Source organism: Ercella succinigenes, assembly GCF_900002895.1.
This window is the reverse complement of sequence record NZ_CDHP01000012.1, coordinates 88651-107435: the sequence shown is the minus strand read 5'-3', so window position 1 is coordinate 107435 and position 18785 is coordinate 88651. Positions and strand designations below refer to the sequence as shown.

Annotated in this window: 15 protein-coding genes; 4 read left to right on the top strand and 11 right to left on the bottom strand. The window is 38.1% G+C overall.

The genetic code is table 11. The features are described 5' to 3' along the window. Nucleotides 1–47: 47 nt before the first annotated feature. The 11 genes from AC0KSB_RS04205 to AC0KSB_RS04155 form a co-directional block, all read right to left on the bottom strand. Nucleotides 48–1676, bottom strand: coding sequence for a response regulator (locus AC0KSB_RS04205; protein ID WP_472306965.1), 1629 nt, complete (start codon nucleotides 1674–1676; stop codon nucleotides 48–50). An 18-nt stretch (nucleotides 1677–1694) separates the two neighbouring features. Then, nucleotides 1695–2741 carry a substrate-binding domain-containing protein gene (locus tag AC0KSB_RS04200; RefSeq protein ID WP_472306964.1) on the bottom strand — a complete coding sequence of 349 codons (1047 nt, stop codon included), beginning with the start codon at nucleotides 2739–2741 and terminating at the stop codon, nucleotides 1695–1697. After that, the gene (locus tag AC0KSB_RS04195; RefSeq protein WP_472306963.1) at nucleotides 2734–4557 is read right to left on the bottom strand and encodes a sensor histidine kinase; all 1824 of its coding nucleotides are present in this window, start codon (nucleotides 4555–4557) and stop codon (nucleotides 2734–2736) included. The genes AC0KSB_RS04200 and AC0KSB_RS04195 overlap by 8 nt, the downstream gene beginning before the upstream one ends. 35 nt (nucleotides 4558–4592) lie before the next feature. Beyond that, nucleotides 4593–5570, bottom strand: a complete 978-nt coding sequence (locus AC0KSB_RS04190; protein ID WP_472306962.1) for an ABC transporter permease — start codon at nucleotides 5568–5570, stop codon at nucleotides 4593–4595. A 20-nt stretch (nucleotides 5571–5590) separates the two neighbouring features. Continuing rightward, nucleotides 5591–6556, bottom strand: a complete 966-nt coding sequence (locus tag AC0KSB_RS04185) for an ABC transporter permease (RefSeq protein ID WP_472306961.1) — start codon at nucleotides 6554–6556, stop codon at nucleotides 5591–5593. 1 nt (nucleotide 6557) lies between these two features. Beyond that, a complete protein-coding gene (locus AC0KSB_RS04180) occupies nucleotides 6558–8075 on the bottom strand; it encodes a sugar ABC transporter ATP-binding protein (RefSeq protein ID WP_472306960.1) in 1518 nt (505 codons plus the stop codon). A 119-nt stretch (nucleotides 8076–8194) separates the two neighbouring features. Next, nucleotides 8195–9238 carry a substrate-binding domain-containing protein gene (locus AC0KSB_RS04175; protein ID WP_472306959.1) on the bottom strand — a complete coding sequence of 348 codons (1044 nt, stop codon included), beginning with the start codon at nucleotides 9236–9238 and terminating at the stop codon, nucleotides 8195–8197. 302 nt (nucleotides 9239–9540) lie between these two features. Beyond that, a complete protein-coding gene (locus AC0KSB_RS04170) occupies nucleotides 9541–10443 on the bottom strand; it encodes a sugar phosphate isomerase/epimerase family protein (RefSeq protein ID WP_472306958.1) in 903 nt (300 codons plus the stop codon). Next, the gene (locus AC0KSB_RS04165; RefSeq protein WP_472306957.1) at nucleotides 10440–11555 is read right to left on the bottom strand and encodes a Gfo/Idh/MocA family protein; all 1116 of its coding nucleotides are present in this window, start codon (nucleotides 11553–11555) and stop codon (nucleotides 10440–10442) included. The genes AC0KSB_RS04170 and AC0KSB_RS04165 overlap by 4 nt, the downstream gene beginning before the upstream one ends. 221 nt (nucleotides 11556–11776) lie before the next feature. Continuing rightward, a complete protein-coding gene (locus tag AC0KSB_RS04160; protein WP_472306956.1) occupies nucleotides 11777–12673 on the bottom strand; it encodes a PHP domain-containing protein in 897 nt (298 codons plus the stop codon). A 19-nt stretch (nucleotides 12674–12692) separates the two neighbouring features. Continuing rightward, nucleotides 12693–15443 (bottom strand): methyl-accepting chemotaxis protein, encoded by a 2751-nt coding sequence (locus tag AC0KSB_RS04155; protein WP_472306955.1) that lies wholly within the window; start codon nucleotides 15441–15443, stop codon nucleotides 12693–12695. A 413-nt stretch (nucleotides 15444–15856) separates the two neighbouring features. Here AC0KSB_RS04155 and thiM point away from each other — a divergent pair, with 413 nt between their 5' ends. Genes thiM through thiD form a run of 4 tightly spaced genes read left to right on the top strand, consistent with a single transcriptional unit; the run spans nucleotide 15857 to nucleotide 18759 of the window. Next, nucleotides 15857–16678 carry a hydroxyethylthiazole kinase gene (thiM, locus tag AC0KSB_RS04150; protein ID WP_472306954.1) on the top strand — a complete coding sequence of 274 codons (822 nt, stop codon included), beginning with the start codon at nucleotides 15857–15859 and terminating at the stop codon, nucleotides 16676–16678. Continuing rightward, entirely contained in the window at nucleotides 16665–17318 is a 654-nt protein-coding gene (thiE, locus tag AC0KSB_RS04145; protein ID WP_472306953.1) for a thiamine phosphate synthase, read from the top strand. Before thiM ends, thiE begins: the two co-directional genes overlap by 14 nt. After that, the gene (locus AC0KSB_RS04140) at nucleotides 17315–17980 is read left to right on the top strand and encodes an HAD family hydrolase (RefSeq protein ID WP_472306952.1); all 666 of its coding nucleotides are present in this window, start codon (nucleotides 17315–17317) and stop codon (nucleotides 17978–17980) included. Before thiE ends, AC0KSB_RS04140 begins: the two co-directional genes overlap by 4 nt. Next, nucleotides 17965–18759, top strand: coding sequence for a bifunctional hydroxymethylpyrimidine kinase/phosphomethylpyrimidine kinase (gene thiD / locus AC0KSB_RS04135; RefSeq protein WP_472306951.1), 795 nt, complete (start codon nucleotides 17965–17967; stop codon nucleotides 18757–18759). The genes AC0KSB_RS04140 and thiD overlap by 16 nt, the downstream gene beginning before the upstream one ends. The last annotated feature ends 26 nt before the right edge of the window (nucleotides 18760–18785 follow it).

Sequence of the window (18785 nt, the reverse complement as noted above, 5' to 3'; positions counted from 1 at the left end):
TTCTCAACGTCATTTCTTAACCAGCTAAGTGGGTATATTTTACCTGATCAACTATCACAGGTCATTCTTTCAGGCACACCTTTTATCAGCTCAAGCTGGCTTGGGGTTATTCCATAATGCTTCTTAAACACTTTGCTGAAATATTTGCTATCAGTATAACCAAGCATCTGTGATACTTCCTGTATTCTGGCAGAAGGTTGCCGCAACAAAAATATTGCTTTTTCCATCCTTACTTTTGTAAGATATTCATTAAAATTATACTCTGTATATTTCTTAAAAGCCCGGCTGAGATAATTGGGGTGAATGTGATAAATTTCTGATAATGACTCCAGAGATATGTTTTCACTAAAATTCTGTTGTATATATTGCTGCGACTGCTTAACAATTTCCTCGCCGTTTATCATAACAGCCAGATCCTGCTGGGAAAATAAATGTTCCATATACTCAAACAAAAGCCGTTCTATGCTTTCGCTATCATCAAGGTGATAAAGTCTTTGCAGGAAAACACGGTCCAGCTCACTATTACGGGCAACAGAATAACTACGTAACAGGACTATATATATACTTAGAATATTATTAATAAGCTGTTGATATGTTTCTGATTCAGTAATAGATTTTTTTATCAGAATACTAATAACATTTTTTGCTTCTTTAATCCTTTGCGTCTTGATAAGGTTATCAAGATGCAGCATTTCTGATTCACTCATACAATTTTTGGTAGCTGTTACCACAGGCAAATTAGAAAAGCATATTACACGATTATATCCGGATAATATTTTATTTCTACAGGCAACAAGACTTTGTTGATATATTTGTGATAGCTCATCCGCTTTAAATGATGCAGAAGAAAGTCCTATAGTCAAATCACAGTTCATCTGTGCCCCTATCAGCAGCAAAATTTTACTATAGCAATTCACCAGTGATTTTTCCGACTGGGTTTCATTATGCAATACAATATATTCATTTTGATTTCTATAATTAAGTGCTAACAAATAACGTCCCTTAAAACAAACATCGAGATGTTTTTCAAGAATACTGTATACAGCCAGACCATCTTCGCTGCTTGTTTTCTTATGGCTCTTTAACTGAAAAACAGCTATGACAAAAGGCGGTTTTCCCGTAAGATTAAAAACAGATTTCAGATCTGTTTTTTCATTATCTATGATGCCTTCTTCCAAATCACACTCCCATTTTTCTATGCATAATAGTTTATTAATGCCATGGCTAATTTTAAGAATCTGCTGTTCCTGAGCAAGATTTTCAAGTTCATTTTTCCTTATAAGCTCTTCCTCATCAGAAAAAATCTGTTCGCATACATCAGCAATAAGATTATTTAATTGATCAGGTCTTACAGGTTTCAAAAGATAATCTGTAACACCCATTCTTAATCCTTCCCGCGCATACTCAAAATCATTGTAGCCACTTACAATGATAATTTTTACTTTTTTATACTCTTCCTGAAGCACTTTTATCATTTGCAAACCGGTCATTTGAGGCATTTTTATATCAGATATTACGATATCATATTGATTTTTTTTTACTAAATCAAGTGCTGAAATGGCGTCCTCAGCCTCGTCAAGACGACAGATATCAAACCTGCTGCGATCAATTTTAAGACGCATACTCTCTCTGGCAAACTCTTCATCATCAACTATCAGCATGCTAATCGGACGCATTATAAAATTCCTCCCATTTTAATACCTGCTTTCTATCTCCTGGACAGTTAACCATTCATCAAAATAAACAGTTCCCATGCCTCCGCTATACTCAAACTCAGCTTCAATATTTCCGTCTTGAATAAGCATTTCCCTTACCGGGAAAAAATATTCACGCACAGGTGATGATAGAGGATCGTCGTAATTATTTATAAGCCATAAACCAAGACTTAGAGCCGAAGCGCCTATACCAGGCGGATTAGTCAAAGCAAATGTTTCAAATTCACTTTCAGAACTAAGTTCAATTGACTTTTCCATATAGGCATTCATAGTCTCTCCGCACATAACAGGAACCTGACGGCCCGCCGCCTCATATGCCTGAATTATTCCCAGAGCCATACCGTCCTGACTAAGAACAGCATTAATATCAGAATGTCTTGAAAGCACATCCGTCATAACCTTGCGTGCAGTAGCCTGATCCCAGTTGCCATGAACTTCTTCAAGAATATTTATCTGTGGATACTGGCTTAGTACAGAATTCATGCCGGCAACACGCATCGTATTGCAAGGTTGATTTTCAACACCGGACATCATAATAATATTGCCTTGTCCATCAAGTGACTCTACTATCCATTGCGCAAGTCTTTCACCATATTCAAACTGATCTATTGTCATCTGAACTGCATGAGGACTGGTAGTATTCTGATCATAAACAACTACCAGAATACCTTTTTGACTTGCCTGAGCTATTACTTCATTTAATTCATCAGGAGAGTTTGGATTTATCAAAAGCAGATCCACATCACTATTTATCAGATGTCTTATCTGAAGTATCTGATTATTTACATCCTCACCTGCATTTTTGATAATAACCTCACTAATTTCTCCTGATTGCTGATAAAAAGCAATAGCTTCATGTAGATCTTCCATCATCTGGTTGCGCCAGTTATTACCTATAAATCCATTACTTATGCCAACTCTAACAGGTCTGCTGCTAACATTGCGTCCAAAAACAAACCAGACAACAAAAGCACTTGCCAGAATAATTATTACAGAAAACATGACTGACCACTTTTTTTTATTCATATGGTCCTACCTCCGCAAAATCCAAAGGTATTATTGCATCTATTTGCAGAACAATTTCTGTACCTATATCAGGTATTGAATTAATAATCATGCCGTAGTTCTCACCGTAATAATTTTTAATTCTGCGATGGACATTTATTATTCCAATATGCTCAGAATCTTCTTTTTGATAGGGTTTTATATCTGAACCTGGCTGTTCCAGCTGTTTACGTATTTCATCAAGTATTTGAATATCAAAGCCGTTCCCATTGTCTCTTATCACTATTTCTATTAAACGTTCTTCTTTTTTTATTGTTTCTATTACAAGCCTGTTATGACTCAATCTACTATCAAGACCGTGCCTTATTGCATTCTCTACAACCGGTTGCAACAAAAGCTTTGGCAGCACACAATTTTCTATTTCCTTTTCTGATCTTATTTCATACTCAAACTTGCCTCTATATCTAAGGGCATGTATTTTTAAATACTGCTCGACTTGATACAGCTCTTCACTTAATCTGGCACAGTCATTTCCAGACGTACTGTAGCGAAATATATCGGATAATATCTGAGTAACTTCTGCAATAGCAGTCTGTCCGTTTTGCATCGCCATTCCATCAATCAGAGCCAGTGTATTATAAAGGAAATGTGGATTAATCTGAGCATGTAAAGCTTTAATTTCGGCTTCCTGCTTCATCAGTTTTGATTCATATACCTGATTTATAAGATGATCAATCCGTTGCGCCATTTTATCAAAGCTGGCAGCAAGTTCCGTGATTTCATTTTGACCACGCAAATAGGCTCGCACAGCAAAATCGCCTTTGCCCAAAGCTTTAATAGACTTATTTAATAAGTCAACGGGATGGAAAATATGTCGAGATATCAACAGTGCAAGCAATATAGCTATTATGATAAATGCAAAAGCTACCTGCATTGTCAGAATGCCGTTTTCCTGAACAGCCTGAAGCAGATAACTATATGGCACTACACTTATCAAATACCAATCAGCACTAGGTATATGTTCATATGCAACCAGAACTCTTTCACCATTATGATATGCGGCAAAAGTACGCTCAGGTTCCTGATTTGCAAGAGCCATCCCTACAAAAGCAAAACCGGATCTTTTTTCAAGGCGACTTTTATCCAGATCAGAAACAGTGTAACCTTGTTCATCAACTATTATACTAAACCCACTGGGACCCAGATCCAGGTAAGAATAAGTATCTGCAAGAGAGAACTCCTTCACGCCTATCACAAGTGTAGCAATGACTTTTCTGCTTTGCTCATCAATTATATTACGAGAAAAAGTCGATATATGGGTATAAGTAACTATAGGATTTGAATTGCGGTAAGTCCCTGACCAAAGAGATCCACTATCACTTTGCCGAACATCTGTATATATTTCTTCACCTTCATAATTATCAAGATTGAGCAACGGCTCACCAAAAACCAAGGCTTGTCCTGTATCGGCAAAAAGTATGTTAACGCCTACTATATCTGTACGGGAAGCGATCATTTTACTAATTACATTTTGTATACTACTCTCAAGAGCTGGTGAATCTGCACCGTATTGTTTTATTTTTGCCAGCTGACTTATTTCATCCATAGTAACAAGTTGCAAGCTGACATCTTCTATTCCGCTAAGAAGCATCGACAACTGGCTTGCAGTCTGCATAACGATTTGATGCGAATAATTACTAACCTTTTCTTCGATTGCTTTTGCAGAAACCAGATATGAGAAAACGCCTATTATCAGAGAAGGGATTGACACAAGCAGGATAAAATAAAGAATCAGCTGATTCTTTAAGCTATGCTTAAAACTTCTTACACTTAGCATCAAATCTCCCCGCGTTCAGATCAATGATTTTCAGTTTACATTTTTTTACGTCTTCCGTAAACAATAAGCAGAAATAATAGCACAAAACCAAATACCATCTGCCTTCCACCCTCTCCCATACGTAGAGTAAGCAAAAGACTATTTAATGTGGTAAGCGTAATTGCACCCGTGATTACACCGGCATAGCTTCCATTGCCTCCGCCAAGAGACACTCCACCTATAACAACAGCAGCTACAGAAGGCATTACATATGTAGAACCGATATCAAGATAGGCGGTTTCAGTGTAGCCTAAGAGGAAAAGCCCTGCAACAGCAGCTATCATTGCACTTATACCGTAAGCCAAAGCTCTTATAAATCGTGAATTAGCGCCAGACAAAGCTGCTGTAAGATGATTTGCACCTACACCATATAACATCTTTCCATATCTTGTTTTTTGTAAAAGTAAAATTGCAATAACTGCCAGCACCAACCAAACTAAAAGCATATTTGAAACGCTACCGCTATATCCACTGCCGGCAGTTTTCAAAACAGGTGCTGCTCTGCCTTTAGGCTGACCACCTGTGTAAACCAAGGCCAGACCTGCCAGGATATTACTCATGGCCAAAGTAACAATTAATGGTGGTATGCCCAGATACGAAACACCTATTCCATTGACTAGACCGATCATAAATGCAGTTAGTAAGATTATGCCAATGGCTGGCAGCAAACGCATATTCTGCCCATCCATAATCTGCGAACCCATTACACAAGCCAGTGATACCATCGCTCCTACCGACAAATCAATACCTTCACCTCCAGCAAGAACAACTATCGTCTGTCCTAAAGCTATTATCCCCAAAAAAGATGACAAACTAAGAATATTCATGATCTGTGAAGAACTGCCAAAACCCGGTGACATAAGCTGTCCAAACAATATAAGAAGCAAAAGAAGACATATGGCCACAAAAATTTGACTTCTGCCGATCTTGCGTCTATAACCCGCAAGTCTGCTATTAAACGTTGATTCTTTCATATATCTTGTAATCCCCCGTTTCAAACATTTGTTAACTTACTACGTAAAACCGGTATAACACCAATAACCAAGGCAGCCATAATAATAATGCCTTTTATCAGATCCTGATAGAGCGATGGTATTTTGGCAAAATAAACCACATTGGTCAAAAAACTCAAAACAAGAGCACCCATAACGGCACCAACAAGCTTACCACGGCCTCCTTGCAAAGATATCCCCCCAATTACGCAAGCCGCAATTGAAGGCAGTGTATAGGCATGGGCAAGACTTGCATCTCCAGATGCTGCCTGTGCCGTTACAGCCAGGCCAGCAACCCCAGAAAGAATACCGCTTATAAAAAAAGCTGCCAGTTTGGTTTTTCTTACAGAAACACCACTAGCCCAGGCACTTTCAGAATTACCACCAACAGAATAAATATATCTATACAAACGTCTGCTTCTGATCAACATCCACAAACCTGCACAAAAAATAAGCAGAATTGCAGGAACAGGCAGAAAACCACCAAAGGATTGCAGATAGATACGGTAAAAAGCAGCAGGTATATACCCTCCCGGTTGCGGCATTATTACAAGTGCCAAACCACGCAAAATAGCAGATGTTGCAAATGTGACTATCATAGCCGGCAGTTCAAGAACCGCAATAAAGAAGCCGTTAAAAAGACTGATCAATCCACCTATAACCAGTGCTCCCAGTGAAATCAGCAAGATATTGCCGGGACTATCTGTCATAACAGATGCCAGATATACGTTAATAACAGTAACAGCAGCACCGATTGACATATCAATCGAGCCTGTAAGTATAATAATTGCCTGTGCCATCGCAATAATCATCAATGGCGTAAAAGTCATAAAATTCGATCTGAAAATTGTATAGCTAAAGAAATTTCTCTGCAAAATTATATTTAAAATAACAACGGCAAACAGTACAACACCTGATGGAAAGAGCTCATGCCTGATTATTTTGCTAAGTGATAAAGAAGTTTTCATATCATGCTCCTTCCTTTCCTTCAACTTGCAGTCCCAGTGATGCTTCTGTAATTATTTCATCACTTATCTGATCTCCACATAACTCTGCAACAATTTTGCCTTCAAATAAAACAATTACCCTATGGCATACCCTTACCAGCTCTTCATTATCACTGGCATATAAAATGACAGACGTACCTTCTGAGGCAAGCTGCTCTACAACTCTATACATTTCTTCCTTGGCATCAACATCAACACCTTTTGCCGGATCACTAAGCAGTAAAAGTTCCGGATTAAGATTCAGCCACTTCCCCACAACAGCCTTCTGCTGATTGCCGCCACTGAGAAAACGAATTATTTTACTATCATCTTCAGGCTGGATATTCATACGTTTTATAAGATCATTTACAGTGCGCTGTTCTTTTCCTGCCAAACTAAGAGCACCTGACTTGCTTGCAGCATGAAGTGGATACATAAGATTATCACGCACTGTATGATTCATAAAAATGCCTTCCTCCTGGCGATCACCGGGCACAAGTGCTATGCCAGCTATTACTGCAGCACGAGGATTAGACATACGAACTTCTTTCCCATTAATATAAATGTTTCCGGATTTTATTTTACGGCAACCAGCAAGGGCAGTAAGCAACTCTTCCTGACCTTGACCACTAAGACCGGCAACGCCTAAAATCTCCCCATGCCGTACACTAAAATCGGTTAAGCCTCTTACCCCTTTGATTTCAAGATTTTTCACATCAAGACAAATCGGCATACCAGAATTTTGACAGCAGCTTTCCTTTTGCTGTTTACGCGGTTTACCTGTTATCATTGAAATGATTGTGTCTTCATCAAAACCCTCTGTTTTTAAATCAATATGTCCTACCGTATCACCATTGCGAAAAACACATATATCATCGCAAATCTGGACAATTTCACGCATCCTGTGTGATATAAAAACCATGGCGGTTTTTTCAGTTTTTTTGAGATCATTCATAATATTGAACAAATTTTGTACCTGCGTATGTTCAAGCGCTGCAGTAGGTTCATCAAGAATAAGTATCCTCGGTTTTTGTACAAGAGCTTTTGCTATTTCGACTATTTGCCGATCAGCAGGAGATAGACTTTTGACCAGAGCTTCCGGATTAATACCTGATTTTAATTTTTTCAGTACTTCTATGGCTGTTTTAATATTCTTTTTGTCAGCCAAAAAACCGGCAGTTTTACATTTTTCCTGTCCGAGCACGATATTTTCCCAGACTTTTAGTTCAGGCAAAAGACTCAAATGCTGATGTATCATAACTATACCCAGCTCACGAGCTTGTTCCGGCGATTTAACTTGTGCTTCACAATCATCAATTATTATTTTCCCGGCACAAGGCTGATGGATTCCGCAGATAATTTTTGAAATCGTTGACTTGCCTGAACCGTTTGCACCAAGTAATCCGGTAATCCTCCCGGCAGATAATTCTAAACGACCGTTTATCAGCGCTTGCACACCACCAAAATTTTTCTTTATCTCAATGGCCTTAAGAACTGCCATGCTTAAACCCTCCCGATCAGACAGAGACAGGCAAGTCTATAATTTCCAGACACGCCTGCCTCTGCTTTTTGATTTTAAACAGTAATTGTCTGTCTTTTCTGTATCAGCCTGTATAAGCTTTACTTAAACAGAGCATCAAGCTCTTCTTCAGAAAGCCATTCATCTATAAAGTAAGCATCGGGTTTGTCTTTGTATTTATCAAAATATTCATTCAGATTTTCATTTGTAACATGATCTTTTACCGAGTAGAAATACGTATTATTCTCCAATTCAACTTTTAGTTCCTTCCCCTGAAGCATACGTACTCCAATTCCCAAGGCTGTAGCACCTATTCCAGGAGGATTATTCTGCCCATAGCTGGCAAAACCAACTTCTTCCTTAAGCTCATGCCATTTTTTTACATAACCCATCATCAGCTCACCTGTGACCACCGGAACGTCTCTGTTTGCAGCTTCAAAAGCATTAACTACACCTAAAGCCATTCCGTCTTGTGTCAGGACACCTGCTATATCAGGGTATGAAGTAAGAAGATTAGACATTGCCTGCTGCGCACTTGCCTGATCCCAGTTACCATTTACTTCTGTCAGAACATTGATATCAGGATATTGATCCAATACAGACTGCATACCTTTGAGACGATTAACATTTGCAGGACTACCGGCTATTCCGCTAACAATAACAATGTCGCCTTTGCCACCTATTTCTTCGCAGAACCATTTTGCTAAATTCTCACCCCACGTAACCTGGTCTATAACTATATTTAAAGCATAGTCATTATCAACAGGCTGATCAAAAGAAATAACCGGAATACCAGCAGCTCTTGCTTCTTCAATAACCGGATTTAGAGCAGTTTCTGAATTTGGATCTATTAAAAGCAAATCAACATCACTGTTAATCATATTTCTAATCTGTGCTATCTGAGTATTAACGTCAAGACCGGCATTTTGAATTATTATTTCTTCTACCAGACCCTGACCTTTGTAGTACTCACCAAGCAATTCTATTGAATCCAGCATCTGTGTGCGCCAGCCATTACCTATATAACCGTTACTGACGCCAATCGTAAATCCGCCATCTTGTTTTGCTTCTGCTTTACCACAGCCAGTTATCGTGAACAGACTGAGAATAAGAATAACAACCAGTAAAAGACTTATTTTTTTCATAACAAATTACCTCTCTGTGTATTTAACAGAGAGTTTCCTCCTCTTGATTGAATCACCTTGAAAATGTATTAATTTGATGTCTTTTTGCAGATGTTTGATGTGGAATTTTTTTGATTCTAGAAAATTTTTAGTGACTGAAGAAAAGACAGACCAACTGATTATCGACTTGTTTTTTAAAACAGCGACCAGAACCAGTTGCCTGGCCGCTGTATTGAAACTCTGACTAATGCCTTATAAGAATTTTCCAATAATATTATCAGATTTAAGCTTGTTTTGACTGTTCGGTAAAATTGTTCAGCTAATCAAGCACCGACCTCTTTAAGAACTTTGTCCAGGAATGCTTTTGCTCTGGGAATATCACTTTCGTCAAGATGTTCTATGATTATAGGAATATTAGGACAAATTTTAGAAAGTCTCTTGATATATAAAGGATAATTCAAAGAACCAAGGCCAGGGGCAGGCAATTCTACAGCACCGGCACCACGGAAAGTATGTGATTCCACAGCATCGATATCGGCATGTTTTTCGCTTGTATCAACTGCACGTTTGCAATCCTTGGCATGAGCGATTTTAATACGATCACCTAAAGCATTAAAAATGCGATTTAGTTCTCCGTCTATGTCATCAATATTACTATCCTGGAAGTAATTGGTTGGATCCATCAAAAGTCCAAGCCCTGGGCTCTTAACATCAGCAAAGAGACGTAAAACCTGATCGACTGAACCAATAATATTATTAACATAGTTTTCAATCAGAAAAACTGCATCATTCTGATATGCAAAATCAGAAAGATCTGATATTACACTTTTTATATCCTGATAAGCTTCCTCTGTTGAATTTTTCGGATCATAAACCCAGTCACTTTCAAGACAGTATGTTCCTGTTTCACTAATTACATATGGTGTACCAAGGTCGCGGGCAAATTTCAGCAGAGCTTTTACATCCGCAATATTTTTTGCTTTTTTAGCAGGATCAGGATGTACCAGATTAGTATAAGCAGAAATGGCTACAATCTGAATATTGGCATCTCTAAAAGCATCCCTGATCACATGGCATTTTTCTGATGTTAATGTTTCCGGATCAAGATCCATTCCCTTAAAACAAAGATCCAACTGCACTGATGTAAATCCTTGAGCTTTAATTTTCTTAATGCTTTCTTCGAGAGAATAAGGATAGTAACCGTTAAAAATACCTACAGAAATCATTTCTCTACCTCCATTAATTTCATCATGTCTTTGAATAGAATTGTTTTTTCCTCTTCTATTGAACGATAGCAAGCCTCCACAGCAGCTATAGTTCCCAGATTATCTCTGCCACTGATTTCAGGCTCGGTTCCTGATTCAACAGCTCTTAGGAGCTGTGCCATGGTTCCTTTAAAAGCATCAGGAAACCATACACTGTCCCATGTTGGTTCAAACCATTTATCAGGATCTTGTCTTGTTGTGAACTTAAGAGTGCTAGGCACGCGTTCAGGATATGAAGGCCAGCCGATTGTGCCTTTTGCCATACCGTCAATGCCTTCAACTCTCCAATTTATTGAAAGATCTTTGACAGTACCTTCACCAGGCCATGCCCAGACATCATCAAGGCTGGTTGCCATCATATCATCAGCATATTTGAAAGTATATTGGCTTATACCATCGATATGATTGAATTTGGTACGCGGGTCTTTGCGAGCAACTGCAGTTACTTTTTCCGGATCGCCAAAAAGATACCGGAAAACGTCTATATGATGTATTCCCATATTAAGCATCTCTATACGATCATATTTCCTCAAAAAATCCTGCCAATGTGGTATAGCCCGCATATCGATTGTTGCCAATACTATGTCTCCAAGATATCCACGATCTATAATTGTTTTGAGAGCACGCATCGATTGGTCATAGCGCATATTTGAATTTACAGCTAGAGGTTTACCTGCCGATTCGCATAATTTTACCATTTCAACAGCTTCCGCAATATTCATGGCTAAAGGCTTCTGACAGAGAATACCTTTAATATGCGAATATTTACAAGCTTGCCTAACAACTTCAAGCTGTTTATCCGGAGGTATTGCGATATCAATTATCTCAACATCTTCATCTGCCAGAAGTTCCTGCCAGGAATCATAAACCTTAGGAATCTTATAATTTTTGGCAGTCACCTCGGCTTTTTCTTTTGAACGAGACCAGATAGAGTAGGGATTAAAACCAGCCTGCTCATAAGATTTAAGATGACAGTCATGCATGATAAAACCAGCACCGATACAGCCTATACGGAAATCCTTACGTTCCGGCATCAGCGGATCGATATTTAGATTAAGATCAATATTGCTCATACACATCTCCTTTCTTGTTTAGTGAACTACTACTGATATATCCACTTAAAACAGACAGGCGGATTTTTTCAGATAGTATCAAGTTCACTCATTCACCCTGGTACATTCATTATAGAAACGCCTCTTTAGTAAAAGAACGAAAAAAATGTACCTCTAAGGTGTCAAAAATTAACCTGGGAGATGTATAAAGTTTTAATATCTCTGATCTATTGAATTTTATTTTATTTCTTAACTGAGATACTATCTTTCAATTTTGACAGCATCTGCAGACCATCAGTTGTAAGACCATACTGACCAATCGAAATAGAAGGTTTTGTTTTACCATGATAATCACTGCCGCCTGTAACAATTATTCCAAACTTATCAGCTTGCTTAAGATAATACTCACACTGAGCCGCTGTATGATAACTGCTAAAGACTTCTACCCCCTGTATACCAAGACTTATAATTTCTTCAAATAAAGCTTCAGGTTGATTTTTAAGGTTATTTCCAGGATGAGCCAAAACAGAAACGCCTCGCATATTATGAATCAGATCTATCGCATCACTCATGGAAATAAAATTTATATGAACATAAGCCGGTTTGCCTTGTGCACAAAAATCCCAGTAAAAATTGACATAGGGATTATCGCTGCGTGAACCGCCTGGCAAATAAGGCGCCAGTAAAGGATTGGATAAATTCTCGGTTTTGCTAAGAGCAATCTCAGCAGCCAATTCTCCAGTAACAACACCGTCTTTAGATTTAGCAATTGCTTCCTCTTCGTCAATTGGAATACCTAGTTCATTTAACAGAGCAATTCTTTTTTTCGATGCAATAATCTCCTGCTGATATATATCATTTTCTAATTCCAGAAATATTTTCGCATTACAGTCAATAAAATATCCAAGAACATGGAAAATCAGACCTTTGTATGTGCAATCCAGTTCAACAGCCGGTATAACTTCAATACCGTTTTTCAAACCACATATTACCGCTTCTTGCACTCCTTTTACTGAATTATGATCAGAAAGGGCGATCGTTTCTATACCGGCTTGTTTTGCTTTTAGAACTAACTCACATGGACTGAATTCACCATCATCACTATAGGTTGAGTGCATATGCAGGTCTACATTTGCCATATAGTTATGCCTCCCTTAATTATGTCTTTTTCAGCTTAAATCTGCTTATCTGATCTTTGAGCAGACTTGCCTGGCTGGATAATTCTTCACTGGCTGCAGCACTTTGCTCAGCAGTAGCAGAGTTTGCCTGAACAACCTGAGAAATCTGCTGTACACCTCCATTTATCTGAACAATTGAAGATGCCTGCTCATTAGAAGCAATAGCTATTCCTGAAACTAAATCTGCCGCCGAAGAAACATCATTAACTATCTGCTCAAGTTGATTTGCGGTAGAATCAGCAAGTGAAGAACCTTGTTTTACAGAATCAATTGACCCTTCTATTAACTCAGTTGTTTCTTTTGCTGCCTGAGCACTACGCATAGCAAGATTTCTTACTTCCTCAGCAACTACTGCAAAGCCCTGCCCGTGCTGACCTGCCCGTGCTGCTTCGACAGCAGCATTAAGAGCCAGAATATTCGTCTGGAAAGCAATATCGTCAATAACTTTTATGATTTTCGATATATTATTTGACGATGCAGCTATTGTTTCCATGGATCCCAGCATTTTTTTCATCTGTGTATTACCGTCAACGGCATTGTCTTTGGCCTTTTTGGCTAAATGATTGGCTTCATTTGCATTTTGAGCATTATCTTTAGTCTGACTTGCTATTTGGGTAATAGAAGCCGTCAATTCCTGAATTGCGCTAGCTTGCTCTGTAGTACCCTGAGACAAGGAAGTGCTGCCTCCTGATACTTGATCAGCACCTGCGGCAACCTGATCAGCTGACTCATTAAAGTCGTAGAGTACATTGTTGAAAGATTCTATAATTAAATTCAAAGCATCTTTAATCGCTTGGAAATCACCCTTATATGTTCTGTTTACTTCTACATCCATATTAGCAGCAGCCATCTCTGAAAGGACAAACGAAATATCATTTATATATGCAGATATCTCATCTAAAGTTCCATTCAAAGCATTTTTTATCAAAGCGTGATCTCCTTTATAATCACCATTCATACGCTCTGAAATATTACCTTTTGCCATTTCATCAAGTACCGCAGAAGCTTCTTGTACTGGTTTAATAACAGCATCAAGAGTATCATTTACACCTTGTACGACATCAGCAAATGCACCTTGATGTTCATTCACATCGGCTCTGGTTTCCAATCTGCCGGCAAGTGCAGCTTCTGACAACATGCCTGAGTCCTCGATAAGTCTGTTAATAGCATCAATACAAGTATTAAGATTGTTTTTTATTGTATTGAAATCTCCCTTATAGTCAGCAGCAATTTTTTCTGGAATATCGCCCTTAGATATCCTGTCTACATAGTCTGCAGCTACATTAAGAGGTTGGATAACGGCATCGAGAGTTTTGTTTAATCCTTCTACTATTGTTTTAAAATCGCCGCCATGCTTATCTGCTTGTGCTCTTACATCAAGCTTACCGGCAACTGCAGCATCTACAAGAATTCCCACATCACTTATAAGGTTTCTAATAGCAGTTACCATCTGCTTTAATGCTGGAGTTATTTCATCTTCATTACCTAGATCAACAAGCTCCATGTCAACATTGCCCTCAGAAATAAGCTTCATATTATTTACCACTTTTTCACGGATATTAATTTCCATATTAACAGCGGCATTGCACATCTGACCTATTTCATCTTTACGACCAAGATATTTTTTGGCAGAAGATTTATCGTCATACCTAAAATTGAATTTTGAAATTTTATCAATAATTTTTTGGGTAGCAATTATAGGCTTTGTGATTTGATCTGAAATCACAATTAATATAATTCCTATGATAATCAATATAGCTATAGCAATTATAATTTGATTAGTTATAGCTCTATTTACTTCTGCAAATATTTCTGCCTCAGGAACTGCGACATCAAAACTCCAGTATCCTTCTGTTCGGCCAATTTCAAAAGGTGTATAAATTCTGAAAATATCCGTATTTAGAGCTCTTGAAAATGCAATCTGAGAAAATGCTTCTCCGCTTTCTATTCTGCTTAAAATACTTGCGCCTCTGTCATCTTCGAATTCTCCGCCAATTTTACCAATTCTTTCTTCATCAGGGTGGGAAACCACCATTCCTTGATTTGTGATCAATCTACCATAGCCGGTTTCGAAAAACTGAAGATCAGCTGTGATTCGCTGTAGTGATTCCAATGATATATCTACACCGGCTACGCCTAGTGTTTCTCCATTGACGGCAACAGGTACTGTCAGCGATGTCATCAAAACATTTTGATTGTTTATCTCGTATTCAAAAGGTTCCATTATCATTTCTTTTCCACTTTTTAGTGACAATTGATAATAATCCCCATCTCCTTCAGCTTCATATTGTTCCAGATAAAAACGCTCTATACCTTCGCCTTCACGATACCAGTAAGGAATAAACCTCCCTGTTGAATCATATCCTTCTTTATTTGCATATGCCGAATCATTTCCGTCAAAAGCATTTGGCTCAAAGCCTATCCAAACACCGTAAAAATTTGAATTTGTCTCTAGTATATTTTTCAAGGCTAAGTCCAGAGCTTCTCTATTTGCCTCCCCGCTTTGAATAAGTCCTGAAGCAATATCTGATATTGTTCTTGCAGCATCAATTGCTGCATCCAATTCTGCTTTAACATAATGCCCATATTCTTTAGATACACCCTCTGATATTAAAGCAGCCGAATTCCTTTGATCGTTATACATATTATAAGATGAATAAGAGATCAAAATTGCAAAAGCTAAAAACATAGGAATTATTATTTTTAATGTCGTTTTGGCTTTTAATTTCATAACATAACCCCCCCATATATTTTTCTTATATATTCAAAAACTCTTTTTGTCTAAACTTATTAAGATAAGCTAAATATAGCATCTTATAAGAATGTTTTCTATCATGTAATGTAAAGCTTGGTTTTTTTGCTTATACAATTAAAAGGCTAAGAATTAAAGTGATAATATATTCTTTTTAACCCATTGATTTGATTTTTGGCACAAATATAGTATAATGGCGCTTGAATACGAAGGGGAGCTTGCAAGAAGCAGGCTGAGAGTAAGCAATACGCTTAGACCCGTAACCTGATTTGGGTAATGCCAACGTAGGGAAATACTTCGCAGTAATGACTGCATGTATGCTTACCTTGGTATACATGCAGTTTTTTTATTGCAGGCATTCCTTTCAGTTTGTATTCACGAAAGGAGTTTTCATGTTAAAAAAATGCTTAGAAAATGTCAGAATCAAGGCCCCTCTGATTCATAACATCACAAACTATGTCACAGTAAACGATGTTGCGAATGTGCTTCTTGCCTGTGGTGCAAGTCCAATCATGACAGATTATCAAGGAGATGTTGAGGATATAACATCTATCTGCAATGGTCTGAACATCAACATTGGTACACTTAACAATGATACTATTGAAGCAATGTTTCTTGCCGGTCGCAAAGCAAATGAATTAGGCCATATAACCGCACTTGATCCGGTGGGTGCAGGTGCAAGCAAGCTAAGAAAAGATACTTCTTTAAAACTTATAAAAGAAATAAATTTTTCAGTCATCAGAGGTAATATTTCTGAAATTAAAGTTCTTGCACTTGGCAGTGGCAGTGCCAAAGGAGTAGATGCCGATATTGCTGATGCTGTCAGCGAAGATAATCTTGAAGAAACAATTAGCTTTGTAAAAGATTTTGCTCAGAAAAAAAACAGCATAATCGTTGTAACAGGAGCGATTGACCTGGTTTCAGATGGTAAGAAATGCTATGTAATCAGAAATGGCAGACCTGAAATGGCAAGAGTTACAGGAACTGGATGTCAATTATCTGCGCTACTTGTTGCTTTTCTGACAGCAAATGAAAATAACAAACTTGAGGCAGCCGCCGCCGCAGTTTGCACAATGGGTCTGGCTGGGGAAACCGGATGGCAGAATATGCAGGTTCATGACGGAAATTCAACCTATAGAAACAGAATAATTGATGCTGTTTATAATATGACCGGCGAAATTCTTGAACAGGGAGCCAAATATGAAATTCGATAAAAATAGTCTGTTACTGTATGCAGTTACCGACAAAACATGGGCACAAAGCAGCTCCGAACTTTTTGATCAGGTTAGAGCAACATTAGAAAGTGGCACTACATTTTTACAGTATAGAGAAAAAGATTTTCCTTTTGAACGTATGGTTGATGTAGCTAAACAAATAAAAAAAATATGCCATACATATAATATACCTTTTGTCATCAACGATGATGTTGATGTAGCTATGGCGATTGATGCCGACGGTATACATGTAGGTCAAAATGATATGGAAGCAGCAAATGTGCGCAGTCTGGTAGGCAACGGCAAAATCCTTGGTGTTTCTGTTCAAACTACAGCGCAAGCAATATCAGCTGAGCAAAAAGGAGCAGACTACCTTGGAGTTGGCGCGGTTTTCCCAACCGGCTCTAAAGATGATGCCGATGAAGTAAGTTTTGAGACCTTGAAGGATATATGCCAAGCGGTAAATATCCCTGTTGTCGCTATAGGAGGCATCAGCCAACAAAATGCCTTATCACTAACCGGATCAGGTATTGATGGTATTGCAGTTATTAGTGCAATTTTTGCTCAAAATGATATTGCAACCGCTACAGCAAATTTGCTGAAAACGGCTAAAAAAATAGTAGAAAGAAAACAGATATGATTAAAGGAGCAATTTTCGATCTTGATGGTACTCTTCTGGACTCAATGAGTTTTTGGGAGAATGTTGCGGCTCTTTATCTGAAAAGCCAGGGCAAGACAGCAGATCCAGATTTAGGCAATGTCCTTTATACCATGAGTATGTTGGAGGGAGCTGAATATTTACGCAACCAATTTCATCTGCAGATATCTGCAGATGAAATTATTGCTGGAATAAATGATACCATCGAGTCTTTCTACCATCATAAATTAGAGTTAAAACCAGGCGTCAAAAATTTTCTGTCTGAAATGAAGAAAGCAAATATACGAATAACGGCAGCAACAGCCAGCGACAGGCAAATCGTTGAACCTGCACTAAAAAGATTAGGCATTTTCAACTTTTTTGAAGCCATTTTTACTTGTACAGAAGTAGGTGCAGGTAAAACCAAACCAGATATTTATATAGAAGCAGCCTTATTAATGGAAACCAAAACAGACGAAACCTGGGTATTTGAGGATGCTCTTTACGCTTTAAAAACAGCTGTAGAAGCAGGCTTTCGAACTGTTGCGGTCTATGATGAAAGCAATAAGAAAGATTGGGCAGAACTTGTTAAATTTAGTGATATGCAAATTCAGCAGATGAATAACTTCGAAAATTTCAGGAGGCAGATATGCAGACAGCTCTAACAATTGCAGGTAGTGATTCAAGTGGAGGGGCCGGTATTCAGGCAGATATCAAAACAATGACAGCCTATGGCGTATACGCAATGAGTGCAATCACAGCATTAACTGCACAGAACACGACAGGGGTAAAAAGCATCATGGAAGTAACTCCTGAATTTCTTGAGCAGCAGCTAGACTGTATTTTCACCGATATATTTCCTGATGCCATCAAAATAGGAATGGTTTCATCTATTGAACTAATTGAAGTAATTTCGCAAAAACTTCAATACTATAAAGCAAAAAATATCATTGTAGATCCTGTAATGGTTTCTACAAGCGGCTCTAAATTACTAAATGACAGTGCAATTGACAGTCTGAAAAAATATCTGCTGCCTCAGGCAATTCTGCTTACTCCCAATATACCGGAAGCTGAAGCGCTAACTGACATTAGAATTGAAAATAGTATCGATATGATTAGAGCAGCTGAGATTATAAGCCTCGAATATGGTTGTGCTGTACTGTGTAAAGGTGGACATAAAATAAATGATGCTAATGATTTGTTATATCAAAACCAAAAGCATAAATGGTTTTCTGGAGAAAGAATAGCTAATCAAAACACACACGGTACAGGCTGCACTTTATCAAGTGCTATTGCTTCCGGCCTGTCTCTGGGAATGGACATAGAGACTGCAATTGCTCAAGCAAAAAATTATATCTCAGGTGCACTAAAAGCAATGCTTGATCTGGGAAAAGGAAACGGCCCGCTCAATCACATGTGGAAAGCAGACCAGCTTAATTTTTGAATCACCATAATGCAAAAGATAGTAAA